This is a genomic window from Nitratireductor sp. OM-1 (assembly GCF_003296175.1).
Lineage (GTDB): Bacteria > Pseudomonadota > Alphaproteobacteria > Rhizobiales > Rhizobiaceae > Nitratireductor > Nitratireductor aquimarinus.
The window spans coordinates 2960366-2980660 of sequence record NZ_CP029208.1 but is presented as its reverse complement, the minus strand read 5'-3'; the positions used below and the strand labels follow the sequence as shown (position 1 = coordinate 2980660).

Sequence of the window (20295 nt, the reverse complement as noted above, 5' to 3'; positions counted from 1 at the left end):
CGTCGCCAGCACACCGATCCAACCCGGCTTGCCATTCTGCACGATGTCAGCCCGCTGCGCTTAAGAGAGCAGGCATTAACCGCCATCGCCTTCGCGCCCGGGGATTGCGACGCGCATGATGCGACCGCCAAGCCCGTGCACGGTGTCGTGCGCACGCACAGTCACATGACCGAGCCCCCCTGGCAGCGCGACACCTGAAAGGCTGCGCGTAAAAGGCTGTTCATTCACATGTGGGTGGAGAAGCGTTCGGGAGGCGATGACCCTGCCAGCGTCATCCAGCACATCCCAGCGGTCTGCATAGTGATCCCAGCCCTCGTCCCCATGCTCGACCGTCACGTCGAAGCGATGGGCTCCATCACCGTCAGCAATGATTTCGACCGCGACAACATCCGCTTCACCGGCACTCACCGGCGATGGCGCAAGGGCCGTCGCCACCGCAAAAAAGAAAAGCCCGGCAGGCCTGCTCAGACACGGTGCGGTCGAAGCGGCTCTGCCGGGCTTTTTCATGCGATTGTTCCGCCTCAGAACGGAATTTCGTCGTCGAGGTTCTGCGAGTAACCGCCACCGCCGCCACCGCTGCTGCCACCGGTATCGGCGGGACCGGACTGGCCGAAATCGGAGCTGCGACCACCGCCGCCGCCATAACCGACCTGGTTGTCACCGCCCTGCCCGCGCGTGTCGAGCATCTGCAGTTCGCCACGGAACTTCTGCAGAACGATTTCCGTCGTGTAGCGGTCCTGACCGTTCTGGTCGGTCCATTTGCGCGTCTGGAGCTGGCCCTCGACGTAAACCTTGGCGCCCTTCTTCAGATACTGTTCCGCCACCTTGGCAAGATTGTCGTTGAAGATCACGACATTGTGCCACTCGGTGCGCTCGCGCCGCTCGCCGGACTGGCGATCACGCCAGGTTTCCGAGGTCGCGATGCGGATGTTGACCACCGGATCACCGGAGTTGAGCCGGCGGATTTCCGGGTCTGCACCCAGATTTCCCACCAGAATGACCTTGTTGACGCTGCCCGCCATAACGCTTCTCCACGCTTATCCGAAATCTGCCGCGCACTTTATCGCAAGCAGGGCTGGCGCGCGCTCTCCCGCTGCCCCTGCTCCGGTCTCGTCCACAGCTCATTTGTTCCTCTTATGTTCGCACCTGACGGAATGCCTGTCAATGAGCCCCTTCCGGGGAGCGCAGAAAGGCGCAACAGAAACAGGAAAAGCCCCGCCGCTATTCTTCAAGCGCGCGGGGCTTCGGGTCTTCTGACCCTCCGTACCGGGAGTGGTTTACCGGTAATCATCAGGCAGGACGGGTTTCACCGTCCCTGTCTTCAAAGAGATTAGATTTTCGTGGGGCAGCCAGCCGCCAGCGTTGTCGTGCCTGCCGACGAAAAAGGTTCTGCGGTGCAGTGCCCTCAATCGCCATGGACCGCGTCGGGAACGCAAGATCGTACGAGACGGTAATGCGCTCAGGACCGATCAGCCAGCTGTGGCTTCGCGCGAGAGGCGAAGCCCGATAAATCGGTCAGGTGGAGTCATGCCTCCCTCCTTCTTCGCGTTACGAGGCTTTGCTCGGTGTCAGCGTGCTCAAGCAACCATGCGCGCCCGAAGCGCCCACCGGCGCGGTTTCAAGGGCGGCCAACAGCCACGAGCACTGACGAAAATGATACTGCGCCTTTGGTTAATGGCGGTCAAGGCGATGCGGCGGCGCAGGCGAAAATGTGATCTTCTGTAACGGATGCTCACGAGAGCCAGCCCGGCGCAGGATGATCGTGTCAGGAGCGTGTTCGATATTTGTTCTTTTCCCTTGCTCTTTTTTTTAAAACGAGGGACAACCCCCGCAACGTCGAAACGCCCTCGTCTGTCAGCGGGCCGCGCGGCCCATCGACATTTGCGGCGCGTTTCCTACATGAAGCATGGTCCGGCATGCTGCCGGCCACACCAGATAAATGAGACAGGCAGCGACGGGGCATGCCAGAACACAAGTCCATCACCATTCGCGGCGCGCGCGAGCACAATCTCAAGAATGTCGATCTCGACCTTCCGCGCGAAAAGCTGATCGTCATGACCGGCCTGTCGGGCTCGGGCAAGTCTTCGCTCGCCTTCGACACGATCTATGCCGAAGGTCAGCGGCGCTATGTCGAAAGCCTTTCGGCCTATGCGCGCCAGTTCCTGGAAATGATGCAGAAGCCGGATGTCGACCAGATCGACGGGCTTTCGCCAGCCATTTCCATCGAGCAGAAGACCACGTCGAAGAATCCCCGCTCCACCGTCGGCACGGTGACGGAGATCTACGACTATATGCGCCTTCTCTTCGCGCGTGTGGGCGTGCCCTATTCGCCGGCGACCGGCCTTCCCATCGAGAGCCAGACCGTGAGCCAGATGGTGGACCGGGTGATGGCGCTGGAGGAAGGCACACGCCTTTACATTCTCGCCCCCATCGTGCGTGGGCGCAAAGGCGAGTACCGCAAAGAGATGGCGGAGCTTCAGAAAAAGGGCTTTCAGCGCGTGAAGGTGGACGGCGTCTTCTACGAGATCGCCGATGTGCCCGCGCTCGACAAGAAGTACAAGCACGACATCGATGTGGTGGTGGACCGCGTCGTGGTGCGCGCCGATCTGGCGACACGCCTGGCGGATTCGCTTGAAACCTGCCTGAAGCTCGCCGAGGGGCTGGCTGTCGCTGAGTTTGCCGACAAGCCTCTTTCAGAAGGCGCGACCGCCAAGGGCGGCGGCGCAAACAAATCGAAGAACGAGACGCATGAGCGCATCGTTTTCTCCGAGAAATTCGCCTGTCCGGTCTCCGGCTTCACCATTCCGGAGATCGAGCCGCGTCTCTTCTCGTTCAACAATCCGGCCGGCGCCTGCCCCACCTGTGACGGTCTGGGTAGCCAGCGCGCCATCGACCCCAATCTCGTGGTGCCGGACGACAATGCGATCCTGCGCGAAGGCGCCATCGCGCCCTGGGCCAAATCCACTTCGCCCTACTATCTGCAGACGCTGGAAGCGCTTGGCCGCGAATTTGGCTTCAAGGTGGGCGACCGCTGGCGCGATCTGCCGGACGATGGCAAGGACGCGATCCTGAACGGCACCGGCGATAGGAAAATCGTCTTCGACTACGATGACGGCCTGCGCAGCTACCGCACCACCAAGCCTTTCGAGGGTGTCGTGGTCAATCTTCAGCGGCGCTGGAAAGAGACGGAATCGGCCTGGATGCGCGAGGAGATCGAGCGCTACATGTCGGCCCATCCCTGCCCCGCCTGTGATGGTCACCGGCTGAAGCCCGAAGCGCTCGCCGTCAAGATCGACGGTCTGCATATCGGCCAGGTCACGGGCATGTCGATCAGCAAGGCCGGCGCATGGTTCGAGGAACTGCCGGAGCATCTGAACGACAAGCAGAACGAAATCGCGGTGCGCATCCTCAAGGAGATCCGCGAGCGGCTGCGCTTCCTCAACGATGTCGGGCTGGAATATCTGACCCTGTCGCGCAATTCGGGCACGCTGTCGGGCGGCGAAAGCCAGCGCATTCGTCTGGCCTCGCAGATCGGCTCCGGTCTGACGGGCGTGCTCTATGTTCTGGACGAACCCTCCATTGGCCTGCACCAGCGCGACAATGACCGCCTGCTGGCGACGCTCAGACATCTGCGCGATCTCGGCAACACGGTGATCGTGGTGGAACACGACGAGGACGCCATTCTGACCGCCGACTATGTGGTCGATATCGGCCCGGCAGCCGGTGTTCATGGCGGACAGATCATCGCCGAAGGCACGCCGCAGGAAATCATGGCCAATCCGGCCTCGGTCACCGGCAAATATCTCACCGGCGAGATGGCAATCCCGATGCCGGAGCAGCGCCGTGAAATCTCCAAGAAGCGGCGCATTCGCGTCGTGGGCGCGCGCGGCAACAATCTGAAAAACGTGACGGCGGATGTGCCGCTTGGCACGTTTGCCTGCGTCACCGGCGTTTCTGGCGGCGGAAAGTCCACGCTTCTGATCGAGACGCTGTTCAAGGCCGCGTCGCGCCGCATCATGGGGTCGCGCGAACAACCGGCCGATCACGACCGGCTCGAAGGGCTTGAGCATCTCGACAAGGTCATCGATATCGACCAGTCGCCCATCGGCCGCACGCCGCGCTCCAACCCGGCCACCTATACGGGCGCGTTCACACCGATCCGCGACTGGTTCGCAGGCCTGCCCGAGGCCAAGGCGCGCGGCTATCAGCCGGGTCGCTTCTCCTTCAATGTGAAGGGCGGGCGCTGCGAGGCCTGTCAGGGCGATGGCGTCATCAAGATCGAGATGCACTTCCTGCCGGATGTCTATGTGACCTGCGACGTCTGCCACGGCAAGCGCTACAACCGCGAGACGCTCGACGTCACCTTCAAGGGCAAGTCGATTGCCGACGTACTCGAGATGACGGTGGATGAAGGCGTGGAGTTCTTCTCCGCCGTTCCGGCCGTGCGCGACAAGCTCGTCACGCTCTCGCGCGTGGGGCTCGGCTATATCCATATCGGCCAGCAGGCGACCACACTCTCCGGCGGTGAGGCGCAGCGCATCAAGCTCGCCAAGGAACTCTCCAAGCGGGCAACCGGGCGCACGCTCTACATTCTGGACGAGCCGACCACGGGTCTGCATTTCCACGATGTGGCCAAGCTGCTCGAAGTGCTGCATGAGCTGGTGGACCAGGGCAACACGGTGGTGGTGATCGAGCACAATCTCGAAGTCATCAAGACCGCCGACTGGGTGCTGGACCTGGGCCCCGAAGGCGGTGATGGCGGCGGCGAGCTCGTGGCCTGCGGCTCCATCGACGATGTGATGGCCGAGCCGCGCAGCTACACCGGCAAATTCCTGAAAGAACTTCTGGAGCGCCGGCCAGCCGGCAAGGCCCAGGCAGCGGAGTAAGACGATGAGCGCAGGCACCATTCGCGCCGGCATGGGCGGCTGGACGTTTCAGCCCTGGGAAGGCACATTCTATCCCGACGACCTTCCAAAGAAGCGGCAGCTCGAATATGCGGCGCGACAGGTGCCGACCATCGAGGTGAACGGTACCTATTACGGCAGCCAGAAGCCGGCCACCTATGCCAAATGGGCGGATGAGGCCCCGGATGGTTTTGTCTTTTCACTCAAAGGGAACCGCTTCGTGACGAACCGCAAGGTTCTTTCGGAAGCCTCTGCTTCTCTTGAGAAATTTCTGGGTTCCGGCATCACGGAAATGGGTGACAAACTCGGCCCGCTCGTCTGGCAGTTCGCGCCAACGAAGAAGTTCGACCCGGAAGATTTCGAAGGGTTCCTGAAACTGTTGCCGGCCGAGCGTGACGGCATCGCGCTGCGGCACGTTCTTGAAGTGCGGCACGATTCCTTCTGCACGTCTGAATTCCCGCAGCTGGTTCGCAAATATGGCGCGGCCATCTGCTACGCCCACCACAACACCTATCCCGAGATTGCCGATGTGACGGGTAACTTCGTCTATGCGCGCCTCCAGCGTGGCGAGGACGATGTGCCCACGGCCTATCCGCCCGCCGAACTGGAGAACTGGGCCAGACGCGCAGAGCAATGGGCCGAAGGCGGACAGCCAGACGATTTGCCGATTGTTGACCCCGGCTTCACGGCGGAGAAGAAGCCGCGTGATGTGTTCGTCTACTTCATTCATGAAGGAAAGATCCGCGCACCGCACGCTGCAAAAGCCTTCATGGGCCTTGTCGGCTGATCTCGCTTCAGGCCGCACGTGAAAGCGCATGTAGAGAGTCAATATAGCGGCGTATCCATCTGTTTTCATTAATCAAGAAGACAATGGTGCGTCGGTCATTCTCTGTCTTTGCGCCTGTAAGGGCCAAGCCCTTTCGACGCCCGTGAGTATTGCCGGTGTTCATGCCAGGGCCGGTATGGCTCGCGGATCGCGAAGGCGATGTGCGGCATCCCGGCGCCTTCCGAAAAGCGGACTTCGGCGCTGCCGCGACGCGCAAGATCGCGCGCCGTGATGATGCGCGCGCCATCTTCACTGCACTGCCGATCAAGCGCTGGATCATTCACCACGACCAGATCGACCGATGCGCAAAGAGCGATGATGCTGCGCCGCACGGTCGCGGCATCCTCTGACTTCTTCACATGCGCGATCCGCATACCCTCTGGATGCCGCAGAACGCAGAGAGATTGATTGCACAGGAAACGGCCGATGCTCTGATCTGCGAGAAGGTCGGACAGCGACGCGCCTTTCGAACCGGCGGGCTTGCGCACCGTTCCCGCGCCCGCTGCGCGCAACCAGTTCTCCATAGAAAACCCGTTGGGGCGCACGCGATTGACGGCGAGCGTGTCGTCCCCGATCTGGACCGCGACCAGTCGCGCATCTTCAGAAACGAACATGTCGGGCAGATCGCGGTTTGCCAGAAGCACGCCGCCCGCCAGCAGGAACGGAACAGCCGCCAGCCACAAACGGGTGGTTGTGAGCGTGAGAATGGCCAGCGCGCAGCTCAGGCTCAGTGTGGCTGACAGCGGGATCGCGCCCGTCGCATCGAATGGCGTGCGCTCAGAAAACCAGTGCGCGATAGCCATGACTGTCGAGATGCCCCGCCCCATGAGGGCAAGCGCCCAGCCATCGAGATTGAAGGGCATCGTGGCCATGGCGGCGACTGCCGATGGCATGACGACAAAAGAGACGACGGGCATGGCCGCGAGATTGGCCCCAAGCGCCAGTGGCGATGCGCGCTGGAAATGCCAGACACCATAGAGCGTGGTCGCCACACCTGCGATCAGCGAAGTGAGCGCCAGGCCGCCCGCATAGACCAGAACAAGGCGGAAAAGACGACGCGCGCCAGAAGGTTCGGTCTCGGCAGAGTTGCGTCCGAATGCCCGTTCACGACGCCGGTTCCAGGCCGCATAGCCGGCAATGAGCGCCGCCGTCGCAGCAAAGGACATCTGAAACCCCGGACCGACCACCTCATGCGGCGAAACCGCAATTACCACCAGCGCAGCGATGGCGAGATTGCGCATGGTGAGCGCGGCGCGGTCGAACAGAAGCGCCAGAAGCATGACGGCCAGCATGAGAAAGCTGCGCTGCGCGGCCACGCCCGCTCCGGAAATGAAAAGGTAGAGGAAGCAGACCATAAGTGCTGCGCCGGCCGCATATTTGCGGACCGGATGCCTTGAGGAGAAACCGGGAAAGAGCGCAAAGCCCAGCCGCGCCGCGCCGATGATGGTGAAGGCTGCGAGCGCCATGTGCAGGCCCGAGATCGCCAGCACATGCGCGAGCCCGGCCCGGCGCAGATCCTCGTTGACCTCTTCCGGAATGCCGCTGCGCAGGCCGGTGATGAGCGCCGCGGCGACATTGCCCTCCGCGCCGCCGATCTTCTCGCGCAGCCGGGCGGCAAGCGCTTCGCGCACCGCCTGCAGGCGGGCGGCAAGCCGCTGCAGCAGCCCCACAGGGTGATCAAGGGCGATGCGCGCCGGCTCCCGCATGAAGAAACCGACTGCGCCAAGGCCGTCAAAATAGCTCTCGAACGAGAAATCATAGGCATGAGGGCGCACCGGGCCTGAAGGCGACATGAGCCGGACAAGCCCGCTCAGACCCTCGCCGGGTTTCAGGTCTGGCGGGATCGTGCGGGCGGAAAGTCGTGCGCGCTCCGGCGCATAGCGCAGCTGCGGGCGTGCCGTGGACAGAATATCGATGGTCAGGCGGAACCGGCCATCGGCGCGATGCTCGACCTTGAGCACACGCCCGGTGATGCGTGTGGTGATGTCGGAGCCGACCATGGGCGTGCTGGCGCGCCAGGTCTCCACCTTTGCGGCCACAAGCCCCAGAAGCACGACAAGACCGGCCAAAAGGGCAAGGCGCAGCCGGGGCTTTGCGTCAGCCAGATGCGCTGCCAGAGCACAGAGCGCCAGCCCGCTTGCCAGTGCATAGGCCGGCGGTTCGACCGGCAGGGCGAAATAGATGAGCGCCCCGCTGCCCAGAAGAACCGGAAGCCATAGAAAAATCGTGCCCCGCGCCACTTCCTGCGCGATGGCGAAGCGGATTCCTGCCGCAACGGGCCTGGCGCCATGGTTCGGGATCTTACGCGCCTCATAAGAGCGAAGCGCGCGCGCCTCGGTGGCAGGCGCAGGGGCGCAACCGTCCACTGCGACGGGAGCCGGCTCTGTGTCGGTGAACTGCATGCGTTCATCGGCGCGCGCCGATGCCACCTCGCCCCCCATGGCGTGGTCCCCCGTGCAATGCTTGCGCCCCGAGCGTTGTATGCTACATGACTGCCAGTCGAATGCCACCTGCGGTATCACCTACCCCTTGCGGGCCGGGAGACCGCGACAATTCCCGGGAAAGACCCCATGACAAAACCCGTCGTCACGCGCTTTGCGCCCTCACCCACCGGCTACCTGCACATCGGCGGGGCACGCACGGCGCTCTTCAACTGGCTCTATGCGCAGCATACGGGCGGCAAGATGCTTCTGCGCATCGAGGACACCGACCGTCAGCGCTCCACCGAAGCCGCAACCGCCGCGATCCTCGACGGCCTTGCCTGGCTGGGCCTCGACTGCGACGGCGAGCCGATTTCCCAGTTTGCCCGCGCAGACCGGCACCGCGCGGTGGCCGAGGAACTGGTGGCCAAGGGCGAAGCCTATTACTGCTACAGCTCTCCCGAAGAGCTGGAGGCGATGCGCGAAAAGGCGCGCGCAGAGGGACGCCCGCCGCGCTATGACGGCACCTGGCGCGACCGCGATGCTTCCCAAGCGCCTGAAGGCGTGAAGCCCGTCATTCGCATCAAGACGCCGCAGGAAGGCGAGACGGTCGTCGAAGACCAGGTGCAGGGCACGGTGCGCTTCCCGAACAAGGATCTGGACGATTTCATCATCCTGCGCTCCGACGGTTCGCCGACCTATATGCATGCCGTGGTGGTCGACGATCACGACATGGGCGTGACCCACATCATCCGTGGCGATGACCATCTGACCAACGCTGCGCGCCAGACGGTGATCTACAAGGCCATGGGCTGGGACGTGCCGGTGATGGCGCATATGCCGCTCATTCATGGCGCCGATGGCGCAAAACTTTCCAAGCGTCATGGCGCGCTCGGCGTCGAGGCGTACCGCGCCATGGGCTACCTGCCTTCGGCACTGCGCAATTATCTGGCCCGTCTTGGCTGGAGCCATGGCGATGACGAAATCATGTCGGACGAGGACATGATTCGCTGGTTCGACATCACCGATGTGAACAAGGGCGCTGCACGCTTCGACTTCCAGAAACTGGAGGCGCTGAACGGCGTTCACATGCGCCAGATGGCCGATGAAGAGCTGCTTTCCCGGCTTATAGACACATTGCCGCATCTGGAAGGTGGCGAAGCGCTTCTTTCCGCGCTGGACGAGCAGCGCAAGGCGCAGCTTCTTGCCGCTCTTCCCGGCCTTAAGGAGCGTGCGAAGACACTCGTTGAACTCGTTGAAAGTGCAGCGTTTATCTTCGACCAGAGGCCACTCTCCTTCGACGAGAAGGCAAAGCAGCTTCTCGATGAGAATGCGCGCCAGCTTCTTGCGGAAATTCTTCCCGTATTGCAAAATGTCGGCGATTGGACCCTTGCGAACATCGAAGCAGCTGTCCGCGAATTCGCGGAGCAGACCGAACGCAAGCTTGGCAAAGTCGCCCAACCCCTCAGGGCAGCGCTCACCGGGCGCACCACATCGCCAGGCATCTTCGATGTTCTCTCCGTTCTTGGGCGCGAGGAGAGTTTGGCGCGTATCAGCGATCAGGCTGCCTAGCTTCGTCCCGCAAAGGACCTGGCTTGCGGAACGGGTTTGATCACCGAGTGCGTGCTGCACTGCAATATTTGCATGCTGCACGCGCTTGGCACCACGGGGGAAATGCGTTAGCTATTTCGCGCGCTCGACCGCCAGCCATTATTTTGGGCGACAGATTTCTGGCGCCAAGTTCCTTGAAGTGAGAGGTGATTGCGATGACCAAACCAACTGCGAAGCTGGAAATTGGCGGCCAGGAAGAAGGGCACGAATTCGAGGTATTGAAGGGCAGCGTGGGCCCGGATGTGGTCAACATCGCCTCGCTTTACAAAGACACGGGACTGTTCACCTACGATCCCGGCTTCACGTCGACCGCAAGCTGCGAATCGAAGATCACCTATATCGATGGCGATGAAGGCATTCTGCTGCACCGCGGCTACCCCATCGAACAGCTCGCCGAGCACGGCGACTTTCTGGAAACCTGCTACCTCCTGCTCTACGGCGAGCTTCCGACGAAGACGGAAAAGGCAGACTTCGATTACCGCGTGACGCACCACACCATGGTGCATGAGCAGATGAACCGCTTCTTCACCGGCTTCCGCCGTGATGCGCACCCGATGGCCGTTATGTGCGGCGTTGTCGGCGCGATGTCTGCCTTCTATCACGACTCCACCGACATCTCCGATCCGCATCAGCGCATGGTCGCCAGCCTGCGCATGATCGCCAAAATGCCGACCATCGCGGCCATGGCCTACAAGTACCATGTCGGCCAGCCTTTCGTTTACCCGAAGAACGATCTCGGTTACGCGGCCAACTTCCTGCACATGTGCTTCTCGGTGCCGTGCGAGGACTACAAGGTGAACCCGGTTCTGGCCCGCGCCATGGAGCGGATCTTCATCCTCCACGCCGATCACGAGCAGAACGCCTCCACCTCGACGGTGCGTCTGGCCGGCTCTTCGGGCGCAAACCCGTTTGCCTGTATCGCTGCCGGCATCGCCTGCCTGTGGGGCCCTGCCCATGGCGGCGCGAACGAAGCCGCGCTCAACATGCTCGACGAAATCGGCTCCGTTGACCGTATCCCCGAATATATCGACCGCGCCAAGGACAAGAGCGATCCGTTCCGTCTCATGGGCTTCGGTCACCGGGTCTACAAGAACTACGATCCGCGCGCCAAGATCATGCAGAAGACCTGCCATGAGGTGTTAAGCGAACTGGGCATCAAGGACGATCCGCAGCTCGACATCGCCATGGAGCTGGAGCGCATCGCCCTGACGGACGAGTACTTCATCGAGAAGAAGCTCTACCCGAACATCGACTTCTACTCCGGCATCACGCTGAAGGCGCTGGGCTTCCCCACCACCATGTTCACGGTGCTCTTCGCGCTCGCGCGCACCGTCGGCTGGATCGCCCAGTGGAAGGAAATGATCGAGGATCCGAAGCAGAAGATCGGCCGTCCGCGTCAGCTCTACACGGGCGCAACGCACCGCGACTACGTTCCGATCGCCAAGCGCTGATCATTCGACGTAAAAAAAAGCCCCGCCAAACTGGCGGGGCTTTTTCTTTGAGCTGTTGCTCCTCTCTCAGGGACGGAGAAGCTTCTGCCTATTTTTCGGCTTCGACGCGCAGATGCGGAACGCCGTTGGATGTGCGTTCTCTGGAATGACCATCCGGGCCGACAATGCCGCGAATGCGCCTACGGTAGTTGGAGAAGCCTTCAAACATCACCACATCGACGGGCTCATCCAGATCGAGCACCAGCCTGAACCAGCCCGGCCCCTGCTTCATCTTGGCGATGATGCTGCCCTTGAAGGGTTGGGCCAGATAGGTCCCCTGTACGCGCATGCCAGGCTCCCACGGGTCTTCCTCACGGGCGGAAATGACCGCGCAGAACGTGTTCCAGTCGCGATAGCCATGCTGATGCGCGACCGTTTCCAGAGCCTGCGCATGAGACGTTGCACGTCCCTGGATCTCCAGATGCGCCCGCAGTTTCTTTGCGAGCGCCTTGGCTTCCGCCATTGTCGGGATCTGGTTCATCATGCCTGCTCCGCTGCACCGGCCTGAAACAGGCCCCATTTCAGGGAACGCGTGCGCGCCGTGCGGAAGAGAACGATCAGTGTCAGACCAAACAGCAGCAGTTCCGCAAAGGGCCCGGCCATCCAGATGCCGCGCTCACCCACCATGTCGGCAAGGATAAAGGTAAGCGGGATGCCGAACAGATAGGGCTTTGACAGACCAAGCAGTGCGGCGCGACTGGCGTCGCCGATGGCCTGAAAATGCATCGCAATCATCATCAGCGGCCCGCCGGCAAAGAGCAGCGCCACCATGATCGGAAGAACGCGCTCAACCTCCGAGACCACAGCCGGATCATCAACGAAGCCTCGTCCGATGTCCGCGGCAAAGACGGTCAGCAAGGACTGGACCACCAGCGCGTAGACGAAGGCCGTGACAACGGCGATGCGCAGGCTCCGGTCGGAACGCGCCCAGTCGCGCGCGCCGTAATTGTTGCCGGTGATCGTCTGCATCGCGTGGCTCAACCCCAGAAGCGGCAGGAAGCAGAAGGTCATCACCCGCGTGATGATGCCATAGGCGGACACCGTATCACCGTAACCGGGCGCGTTCACCCATTGCAGGGCGATGATGATCGCCGCAGACCCGAGCGCCAGCCCCATGAAGTTGAGGCTCTGGGGGCGCCGAGCGCCAGGATGCGCGTCCAGGCCGTATCGAGCCGGTGGCGCAGCAGAACGCTGGGACGCAGTTGCGTGCGTCCGCGCAGCCGAAACGCCAGAATGATGATGAAAGCCAGCGCCTGCGCCATCGCCGTGCCATAGGCGGAACCGGCGACGCCCATCTCCAGAATGGCGATGAACACATAGTTGAAACCGATATTCGCGACGGACACCAGAAGGCTCATGCCCGCCATGAGGTTGATGAGCCCCTCATTGCGCAGAGCGTCGGAATTGACCGAGAGGATGAACAGAAGCGGCGAACAGAACACCGTGATCCGCAGATAGACGAGCCCCATCTCGGCCAGAGGAACCGAGCCGCCCGCGGCAAGCAGCGCAACCGGAGCACCGAAGAGCATGAACAGGACGATGAGGACACCGCCCAGAAGAAGGGCGAGACCATGCGCGCCTGCGAACACCGCCTGCGCATCATCCATCGAGGATGCACCGAGGTGGCGGGCAAGCAGGCTGGACATGCCGCTTGCGACCAGCGTCGCCATTGCGACGATGAGCATGTAGACGGGAAACATCAGCGTAACGGCGGCAAGCGCATCCGGGCCGACAAAATGCCCCAGAAAGAGCGCATCGCACACCGCAAGAAGACCGTTCATCCCCATCACAAAGATGATCGGCAGCGCCGTTTTTGCGTAGATCGGCCCCAGTGGGCCTTCCGTAAATGTATTGGAGGACGTTTCAGACAAATCCCCATTCTCCTGTCGCAAAGGCCGCGCTGGAACTGGATGGGGCCCGCATTTCCATCCGCGCGACGAGCGTGGAGGACGAAGAAATCAGTCTGAGGCAGAACTTCACCGGGACATGTGTCAGCGGGCGGCGGGCGTCTGCAGCCAACCGCCATCTAGCGGGAACGATGGCAAACGTCAAGAAGCCGTTCGGTAATGACCTGTCTCGGAACACGACCGCGCCTGATCAAACGGCAAGCGCTCGGCGTCTGAATACACCGTTTTCAGGCCGCGCCTGCGATGTGCCGCATAACGACTTCGGCCGCGATCCGGCCGGAGGGGCGCGGCGTTTCGAGCGCATCTGCGACCTGCTGGAAACCGTCCATCTGTGCTGCGCGCGGCGGCTTGTCCGCCCACAGCCCGGTGAGCTGACGCGCCAGATAGGACGGGCGGACATACTGGTTGAAGTGCTCCGGAACGACAGGCCAGCCGGCAATGAGATTGGGCAGCGCCGCCGACCAAACGGTGATGAGCGGGATCAGCGCCCGCGCAACAAAATCCGTTTTGTAACAAAGGACTGTCGGAACCCGTGAAAGCGCCAGTTCCAGCGACACCGTGCCCGAACAGGCAAGGGCTGCATCGGCTTCGGCGAAGGCCTCCCACTTGCGCGCAGGCTCCAGAATGATCTCCGGCTGAACGGGCCAGTCTTTCACGGCGGCTTCCACCATGGGCGCGACATGCGGCACGGTGGGCATGAGCAGGCGGAAGTCGTGCCCGGCTTCATGGAGGTGCCGCACAGTCTCTCCAAACGGCTCCAGAAGACGCGACACCTCGCCCCGGCGCGATCCGGGCAGGAGCAGCAGCGCGCGCTGCGCATCGGCAGGCTTGGCGGGTCCGGAAAGATGTGCGCTGGCGGCTGCAAGAATATCGGGGTCGGTGGCCAGACGATGTCCGACAAAGGTTCCGGGCGGACCTTTCAACCGTTCCAGCTCCGCCGGTTCAAATGGCAGCAGGCAGAGGATTTCGTCCACATGCGGGCGCATCGCGATGGCCCTGCCCGGTCGCCAGGCCCAAACGCTGGGGCAGACATAATGGATGATGGGGATGGAGGGATCGAGCGCGCGGACCTTCTTCGCCACGCGCAGGCTGAACTCGGGGCTGTCGATGGTGACGAGGCAATCGGGCTTTGCCTTGACGATGGCCTGCGCTGTCTGGCCGATACGGCGCAGGAGACGCGGCAGGTCGCGCAGGATGGCGCTGACGCCCATAAGCGCTATTTCCTCGGCATTGAAGATCGGCTCCAACCCAAGCGCCATCAAATTGCGCCCGCCGACGCCGGTGAGTTCGACCTCTGCGCCGCTTTCGACCCGCAGCGCCTTGACCAGATCCGCGCCAAGCAGATCACCGGATTCCTCGCCGGCGATGATCGCCAGTTTCAATGCCCCGCCTTTCGCGTTCATGCCCGCCCCTCCGGCTCAAGGCCAACGATGAACAGGCCAAGCGCGTCGGCCCGGCCAATCGTGTCAGCATAATCTATGATCAGCGAGCGGCCCGCCTCCAACCCCACACCGGCAAGGCCGGCTGCATGCGCCGCCTCGATGGTGTTCGGCCCGATGGTCGGCAGGTCTGCGCGTTCATCCTGATCCGGTTTCACACATTTGACCAAAGCGCCCCCGGACTTGCCTGCAAGGCGGCCATGGTTGCGCATGTCGCGCATCCGGTCCAACAGGCCGGCCGTGCCCTCTATGCCTTCCAGAGCCACAGCGCGCCCGCCGACGGCGATGGCGGCCTGTCCGATGTCGAGACCACCGATCATGCGCGCAGCTTCATAAGCGGCGGCGAGATCCTTGCGGTCTCTGGCGCCGGGCTTTGTGCGGGTCATGACACCTTCAGGCGACAAAAGCTCCGGCGCGATCTCATGCGCGCCCAGAACCCGGATGCCTTTCGATTCGATATAGGCGATCACCGCCCGCAGCAGGCCATCGTCGCCCTTGGCGTAAGCGGCGATCAGCTTCGGCAGCGCCCGGAACACGTCCCAGCCGAGCCGCACCTTGCGGATGGGCGGTCGCCGGCTGACGCCGCCGGCCAGAACCAGATGCGTCACGCCTGCGCGCTTGAGTTTTGGAAGAAAGAGCGCCAGACGCTCAACGGGCGTCGGCCAGAGATCAAATGCGCTCTGATCTTCACCGGCCACCCAGTCTGCCTCGCCTTCCATGGCGACGACGAGCGGCCTGTGACCATTCCTCACCAGCGTGCGCACCACATCGCGTGGCAGACCGCCGCTGCCGGCGACCACGGCAACGCGGGCGCCTGCTGGCAGGACCGACTTGGGGTCAGGCTGTCTCATTTTCCTCGGCCGCGCCCTTGCCGCGCGCCGGTAGCGTGAAGTGCCGCTTGTCCTTTGCACCGACAAAGGCCACCACGTCGCCGATCAGTTCCGAATCGGGATAGGCGCGCAGAACGGCGGCCGCATTCTCTTCAAGCGAAGCGCCTTCGGCAAAGAGCATCCTGTAGGCCTTGCGCAGCGCCGAAATGTCTTCACGCGGCATGCCCGAGCGCTTGAGCCCGACCAGATTGAGGCCGCGCAGGCGCGCACGGTCGCCCACAGCCATGCCGTAGGGGATCACATCGCCGACAACGGCAGCAAAGCCGCCCAGAAAGGCGTGATGACCGATGCGCACGAACTGATGAACCGCAGCATAGCCGGAGATGATGACGTGATCGCCAATCTCGGCATGTCCGCCAAGACCGGCATAATTCGCCATGGTCACATGATTGCCCACCGCGCAGTCGTGCGCGACATGGGAATAGGCCATGAAGAGGCCATGGGAACCGACCGTGGTCTTGCCACGGCTGGTGTCCGTGCCGGCGTGAAAGGTCACGCCCTCGCGCACGACGCACTGTTCGCCCACTTCAAGCGTGCTGTGACCGCCCTTGTGGCCGAAATTCTGCGGCGGAGCGCCGAGAACCGCCTGCGGATAGACCTGGCAGCCTGCGCCAAGCGTGGTGTCGCCCATGATGGTGACATGGCCGATCAGCTCCACATCGTCGTGCAGCTTCGCCTGAGCGGAAACATGGCAGAACGGGCCAATCCGCACCCCCTCGCCCAGCTCTGCGCCGGGTTCGATGATGGATGAGGGATGAATGACGGTCTCTCGGGTCATCTATTCTATATTCTTCCGTCAGCCAGCCTGTTCGACAGACATCAGTGCCGAAATCGTGGCCTCGGCAACCTTCGCCTCATCAACCTTGGCGACGCAGTCGAACTTCCAGATGCTGCCGCGCTGCTTGACCTTGGTGACGTGGATCTCCATGCGATCCCCCGGCACGACGGGCTTGCGGAACTTCGCATTGTCGATGGTCATGAAATAGACGAGAGACGGGCTCTCATCACCCGCATTGTTGATGCAGATTGCACCGGCGGTCTGCGCCATGGCCTCAACGATCAGCACGCCCGGCATGACCGGCTGCGTTGGGAAGTGACCGGTGAAGTGCGGCTCATTGGCCGTCACATTCTTGATGCCGATGGCAGAGCGGTCGCCGTCAATCTCGATGATCTTGTCGACCAGCAGGAACGGATAGCGATGCGGCAGCAACCGCATCAGGTCCATGATGTCGAGGCTTTCAAGCGTGGTCGAAGCGGAGTCAGTCATCCCCATCCCTCTGTTTCTTCTTCCTTCCACCAACAAGACCGCGCAGCGCGGCCAGTTCGCGGAAAGCTTCCCGCATCGGCTGCGCCGGCGAGCCAGCCCAGCGTTCTCCCGGCGGCACGTCATTCATGACGCCGCTGGAAGCCGCAAGCTGCGCGCCTGAGCCGATGGTAATGTGATCCGCGATGCCGACACGTCCGCCGAGCATCACGAAATCGCCAAGTGTGACAGAACCGGACAGCCCGCAATGGCCTGCAACGATGCATCCCCGGCCAAGGCGGACATTGTGCGCGATCTGCACGAGATTATCGATCTTGGAGCCCTGCCCGATGATCGTGTCGACCAGCGCGCCACGGTCGACTGTGGTGTTTGCGCCGATCTCCACATCGTCCTGAATGACGACGCGTCCGATCTGGGGCAGTTTTTCGAGCCCGGTGGGGCCTGGAAGATAGCCGAACCCATCCTGACCGATGCGCACACCGGCGTGAATGATCACGCGGTCGCCGACCATCGCGCACTGAATGGTGGCGCCGGGGCCGATATAGCTTTCGCGTCCGATCCGCGTACCCGCTCCAATCACCGCATTGGGGGCGATGATCGTACCGCTGCCGATATGCACGCCGGAGCCGATAACGGCTCCCGGCTCGATGGTGACATCGTCTTCAAGAATTGCATCGGAGGCCACGCTTGCACGGGCGGAGACGCCGGTTTCGCCGGTCATCGAGCCCGGGCGCATGGCCTGAGGGAAAAGAAGGCGTGTTATCTGCGCGAAAGCGGCCTGCGGCTTGTCGACCACGAGGACGGCAACACCTTCGGGAACATGGCCGGCGATCTCATCCCTGCACAGAACGGCGGAAGCCGTTGTGCCCTTTGCCAGATCGGCGTTGCGCTTTCCTTCAACGAAAACAAGCGTTCCGGCACCGCCTTCAGAGGCTGCGGCAACGCTTTCAATAACAATCCCGGCATGCTCTGCATGCGTGAGATTCGCTCCCGTCAGCGAGGCGATCTCGCCTGCCGTTATGCGGCGCGCGGGAGCAAAGAATTCAGGATCCTTCATGGAAACCTTTCGCCCGGGCCACCGGGGCCCGGGCTAAACAGGGTGTGCCAGAAAACGTCAACCGGTTAGAAGCGGGTCGAAATACCGAAGTTGAAGTTCTGCACGTCGTCTGTGTCTTCTTTCAAGATCGGGTATGCGTAATCGACACGCAGCGGGCCGAAGGGCGAAGCCCAGATCAGGCCTGCACCGACCGAAGCGCGCCACTGCAGATCCGTTCCGATGGCGCCTGCGATATCGCTGCCATAGAGCGTTGCCGCATCAGCAAAGACCGCGCCGCGAAGACCGAAGCTCTCCGGCAGGACCGGGAACGGGAACTGCGCTTCTGCCGAAGCGTTGAAGTAGGTCTTGCCGCCGATGTGGTCGATGCCGCTGCCCGACGCGTTCTGATACGGGCCGATGCCGTTGTAGTCGAAGCCACGGATGATGCGATCGCTGCTCGAGAAGTGATCGAACACGCGCAGATCGCCATCCAGCGCCTGGATGTGACCGGCGCCAACCGTGAACAGGCCGACGAGATCGAGTTCTTCGGACAGCGTCTGGTAGTAGGTGCCGCGCGCCGTCGCCTTGACGAACTTCGCATCGCCACCGAGACCGGCAACCTCAAGCGTGAGGTTCGCATAAAGGCCCGAATGCGGGTTCTTCATGTCGTCGATCGTGTTGTAGACCAGCGAGCCGCTAACCGAGGACTTGATCCACTTGCCGTCGTCGATGGCTTCGATCAGAGCAGGCGCGAGGTTACACTTTGCAGGATCGATCGGATCATCTGCGCAGAAACCGACGCCCGTGTACTCCTCCTGGGAGAAGTTATAGGCGAGCTGCGAAGACAGGGCTTCCGTGATCGGCAGACCGAACCGGATCGTCGCACCGGTGGTGTCGCGATCATACTTGTCGTCGAACTTGCGGGTGCGGCGGTAGACGTCGAAACCAGCCGAAATCCGGCGACCGAGGAAATACGGCTCGGTGAAGGAGAACGAGTAGTCGCGCGAGTCCTTGCCACCGCCGGCCGCGATGCGGACGAACTGGCCACGGCCGAGGAAGTTGCGCTCGGTGACGGAGCCTTCAACGGAGAAGCCGCCGCTGCTGCTGTCGCCGCTAGCCGTCGAGTAACCGGCGCCGATGGAGAACTCACCGGTCGACTTCTCAACCACATCAACGACCAGAATGACCTGATCGGGCTGCGAACCCGGAACCGTCGAGATGTTGACGGTCTGGAAGAAGTTGAGGCCTTCGAGGCGGCGCTTTGCGCGCTGCACGAGCACCTGATTGAAGGCGTCGCCCTCGCTCAGATCGAACTCGCGACGGATCACGTAGTCACGCGTGCGCTGGTTGCCGCGGATCTCGATGCGCTGGATGTAAGCGCGCGGACCTTCGTCGATCGAGTACACGACGTCGATCTCGCGGGTCTCGAAATTGCGGTTGCCGCGCGGCGTCACCTGGGCGAAGGCATAGCCTTTGCCAGCCACATTCTCGGTCAGCGCAATGATGGAGTCTTCAACGTTCTTGGCGCTGTAGACATTGCCCTGACGGGTCTTGATCTCTGCATTGAGAGCGTCCGTGTCGATACCGGTGACCGTGCTCTCGACGCCGATATTGCCGAAGCGATAGCGCTCGCCCTCGTCCACGGTGAAGGTCACCGTGTAGGCGTTCTCGACTTCGTCTAAGTCGGCGGTCGCCGAGATCACGCGGAAATCCGCATAACCACGGTTGTAGTAGAAACGGCGCAGCGTCTCTTCATCCGCGCGCAGACGATTGTCGTCATAAATGTCGTCGCGCATCAGGAAGGAGAGGAAGTTCGACTGCTTGGTCGAGATCACGTCGCGCAGACGGCCATTGCCGAAAGCTTCGTTGCCAACGAAGTTGATCGCGGCGATCTTCGTGCGGCCACCTTCCTGAACTTCGAAGATGACGTTGACGCGACCGTCGTCAAGCGCCTGCGTGCGGCCGGTAACGGTTGCGTCGTCGCGACCGATGCGGCGATAGGCTTCCCGAATCGTCTCCTCATCAGCCTGGAGCGACTGGTTGGAGAAGGACTTGCGAGGCTGCAGCTGAACAGCGCGCGCCAGATTCGCGTCCTTGATCTTCTTATTGCCCTGGAAAATGACCTGATTGACGATCGAATACTCGTCAACGGTCACGATCAGCGCGCCGCCGGACTGGCTGATCGACACGTCGGCAAACAGGCCGGTTGCGAACAGGCGCTTGACGGCCTCGTTCACATCATCGTTCGAGAAAGAGCGCCCCGGACGAATGTCGATATAGTTGCGAATGGTCTCGTCTTCGACGCGGCGGTTTCCACGCACCTCGATACGGCTGACCGTCGCGGCCTCGGCCGCTTCCATGGCGGCGAGCTGGACGGCAACCGTCCCCGTCATCGCCAACCCCGCCGAAAGGGCTACTGCCGAAACGGCGTTCTTAAAGCTAGAAGATGCCTTCATTGGGCCTGAAAACCTCTATTCTCTTTGTCCCCGCAGCGAGAAATAGGAACAA

The 20295-nt window shown here is 62.2% G+C and carries 16 protein-coding genes; 4 read left to right on the top strand and 12 right to left on the bottom strand.

Annotation, left to right across the window (positions count from 1 at the left end):
* Positions 1-75: 75 nt before the first annotated feature.
* Together DEJ54_RS14250 and DEJ54_RS14245 are read right to left on the bottom strand one after the other, a co-directional pair.
* On the bottom strand, positions 76-507 hold the full coding sequence (locus tag DEJ54_RS14250; protein WP_245447567.1) for a hypothetical protein: 432 nt from the start codon (positions 505-507) through the stop codon (positions 76-78).
* Positions 508-521: 14 nt separating this feature from the next.
* The gene (locus DEJ54_RS14245; protein ID WP_113155155.1) at positions 522-1022 is read right to left on the bottom strand and encodes a single-stranded DNA-binding protein; all 501 of its coding nucleotides are present in this window, start codon (positions 1020-1022) and stop codon (positions 522-524) included.
* Between the two features lie 939 nt (positions 1023-1961).
* Between DEJ54_RS14245 and uvrA the strand changes: the two genes are divergently transcribed.
* Complete coding sequence (gene uvrA, locus DEJ54_RS14240; protein ID WP_113155154.1) at positions 1962-4886, top strand: excinuclease ABC subunit UvrA; 2925 nt, start codon at positions 1962-1964, stop codon at positions 4884-4886.
* Positions 4887-4890: 4 nt separating this feature from the next.
* Positions 4891-5691, top strand: a complete 801-nt coding sequence (locus tag DEJ54_RS14235) for a DUF72 domain-containing protein (RefSeq protein ID WP_113155153.1) — start codon at positions 4891-4893, stop codon at positions 5689-5691.
* Positions 5692-5786: 95 nt separating this feature from the next.
* Here DEJ54_RS14235 and DEJ54_RS14230 read toward each other — a convergent pair whose 3' ends face one another.
* Entirely contained in the window at positions 5787-8171 is a 2385-nt protein-coding gene (locus tag DEJ54_RS14230) for a ComEC/Rec2 family competence protein (protein ID WP_113155152.1), read from the bottom strand.
* Between the two features lie 129 nt (positions 8172-8300).
* Here DEJ54_RS14230 and gltX point away from each other — a divergent pair, with 129 nt between their 5' ends.
* On the top strand, positions 8301-9722 hold the full coding sequence (gene gltX, locus DEJ54_RS14225; protein WP_113155151.1) for a glutamate--tRNA ligase: 1422 nt from the start codon (positions 8301-8303) through the stop codon (positions 9720-9722).
* 194 nt (positions 9723-9916) lie between these two features.
* Entirely contained in the window at positions 9917-11212 is a 1296-nt protein-coding gene (gene gltA / locus DEJ54_RS14220; RefSeq protein WP_113155150.1) for a citrate synthase, read from the top strand.
* An 88-nt stretch (positions 11213-11300) separates the two neighbouring features.
* Here the strand turns inward: gltA and DEJ54_RS14215 are convergent, their stop codons facing one another.
* From DEJ54_RS14215 to bamA, 9 genes are all read right to left on the bottom strand, one after another.
* Complete coding sequence (locus DEJ54_RS14215; protein ID WP_113155149.1) at positions 11301-11735, bottom strand: glyoxalase superfamily protein; 435 nt, start codon at positions 11733-11735, stop codon at positions 11301-11303.
* The gene (locus tag DEJ54_RS23520) at positions 11732-12367 is read right to left on the bottom strand and encodes an MATE family efflux transporter (protein WP_245447566.1); all 636 of its coding nucleotides are present in this window, start codon (positions 12365-12367) and stop codon (positions 11732-11734) included. The genes DEJ54_RS14215 and DEJ54_RS23520 overlap by 4 nt, the downstream gene beginning before the upstream one ends.
* Positions 12316-13122, bottom strand: a complete 807-nt coding sequence (locus tag DEJ54_RS23515; RefSeq protein ID WP_245447564.1) for an MATE family efflux transporter — start codon at positions 13120-13122, stop codon at positions 12316-12318. Before DEJ54_RS23515 ends, DEJ54_RS23520 begins: the two co-directional genes overlap by 52 nt.
* Before the next feature lie 263 nt (positions 13123-13385).
* On the bottom strand, positions 13386-14561 hold the full coding sequence (gene lpxB, locus DEJ54_RS14205) for a lipid-A-disaccharide synthase (protein ID WP_113155148.1): 1176 nt from the start codon (positions 14559-14561) through the stop codon (positions 13386-13388).
* Entirely contained in the window at positions 14558-15448 is an 891-nt protein-coding gene (locus DEJ54_RS14200) for an LpxI family protein (RefSeq protein WP_113155147.1), read from the bottom strand. Before DEJ54_RS14200 ends, lpxB begins: the two co-directional genes overlap by 4 nt.
* Positions 15435-16265, bottom strand: coding sequence for an acyl-ACP--UDP-N-acetylglucosamine O-acyltransferase (gene lpxA / locus DEJ54_RS14195; protein ID WP_113155146.1), 831 nt, complete (start codon positions 16263-16265; stop codon positions 15435-15437). Before lpxA ends, DEJ54_RS14200 begins: the two co-directional genes overlap by 14 nt.
* Before the next feature lie 18 nt (positions 16266-16283).
* On the bottom strand, positions 16284-16754 hold the full coding sequence (fabZ, locus tag DEJ54_RS14190) for a 3-hydroxyacyl-ACP dehydratase FabZ (RefSeq protein ID WP_113155145.1): 471 nt from the start codon (positions 16752-16754) through the stop codon (positions 16284-16286).
* Positions 16747-17808, bottom strand: coding sequence for a UDP-3-O-(3-hydroxymyristoyl)glucosamine N-acyltransferase (lpxD, locus tag DEJ54_RS14185; protein WP_113155144.1), 1062 nt, complete (start codon positions 17806-17808; stop codon positions 16747-16749). Before lpxD ends, fabZ begins: the two co-directional genes overlap by 8 nt.
* A gap of 65 nt (positions 17809-17873) precedes the next feature.
* Positions 17874-20243, bottom strand: a complete 2370-nt coding sequence (gene bamA, locus DEJ54_RS14180; RefSeq protein ID WP_113155143.1) for an outer membrane protein assembly factor BamA — start codon at positions 20241-20243, stop codon at positions 17874-17876.
* Between the last annotated feature and the right edge of the window lie 52 nt (positions 20244-20295).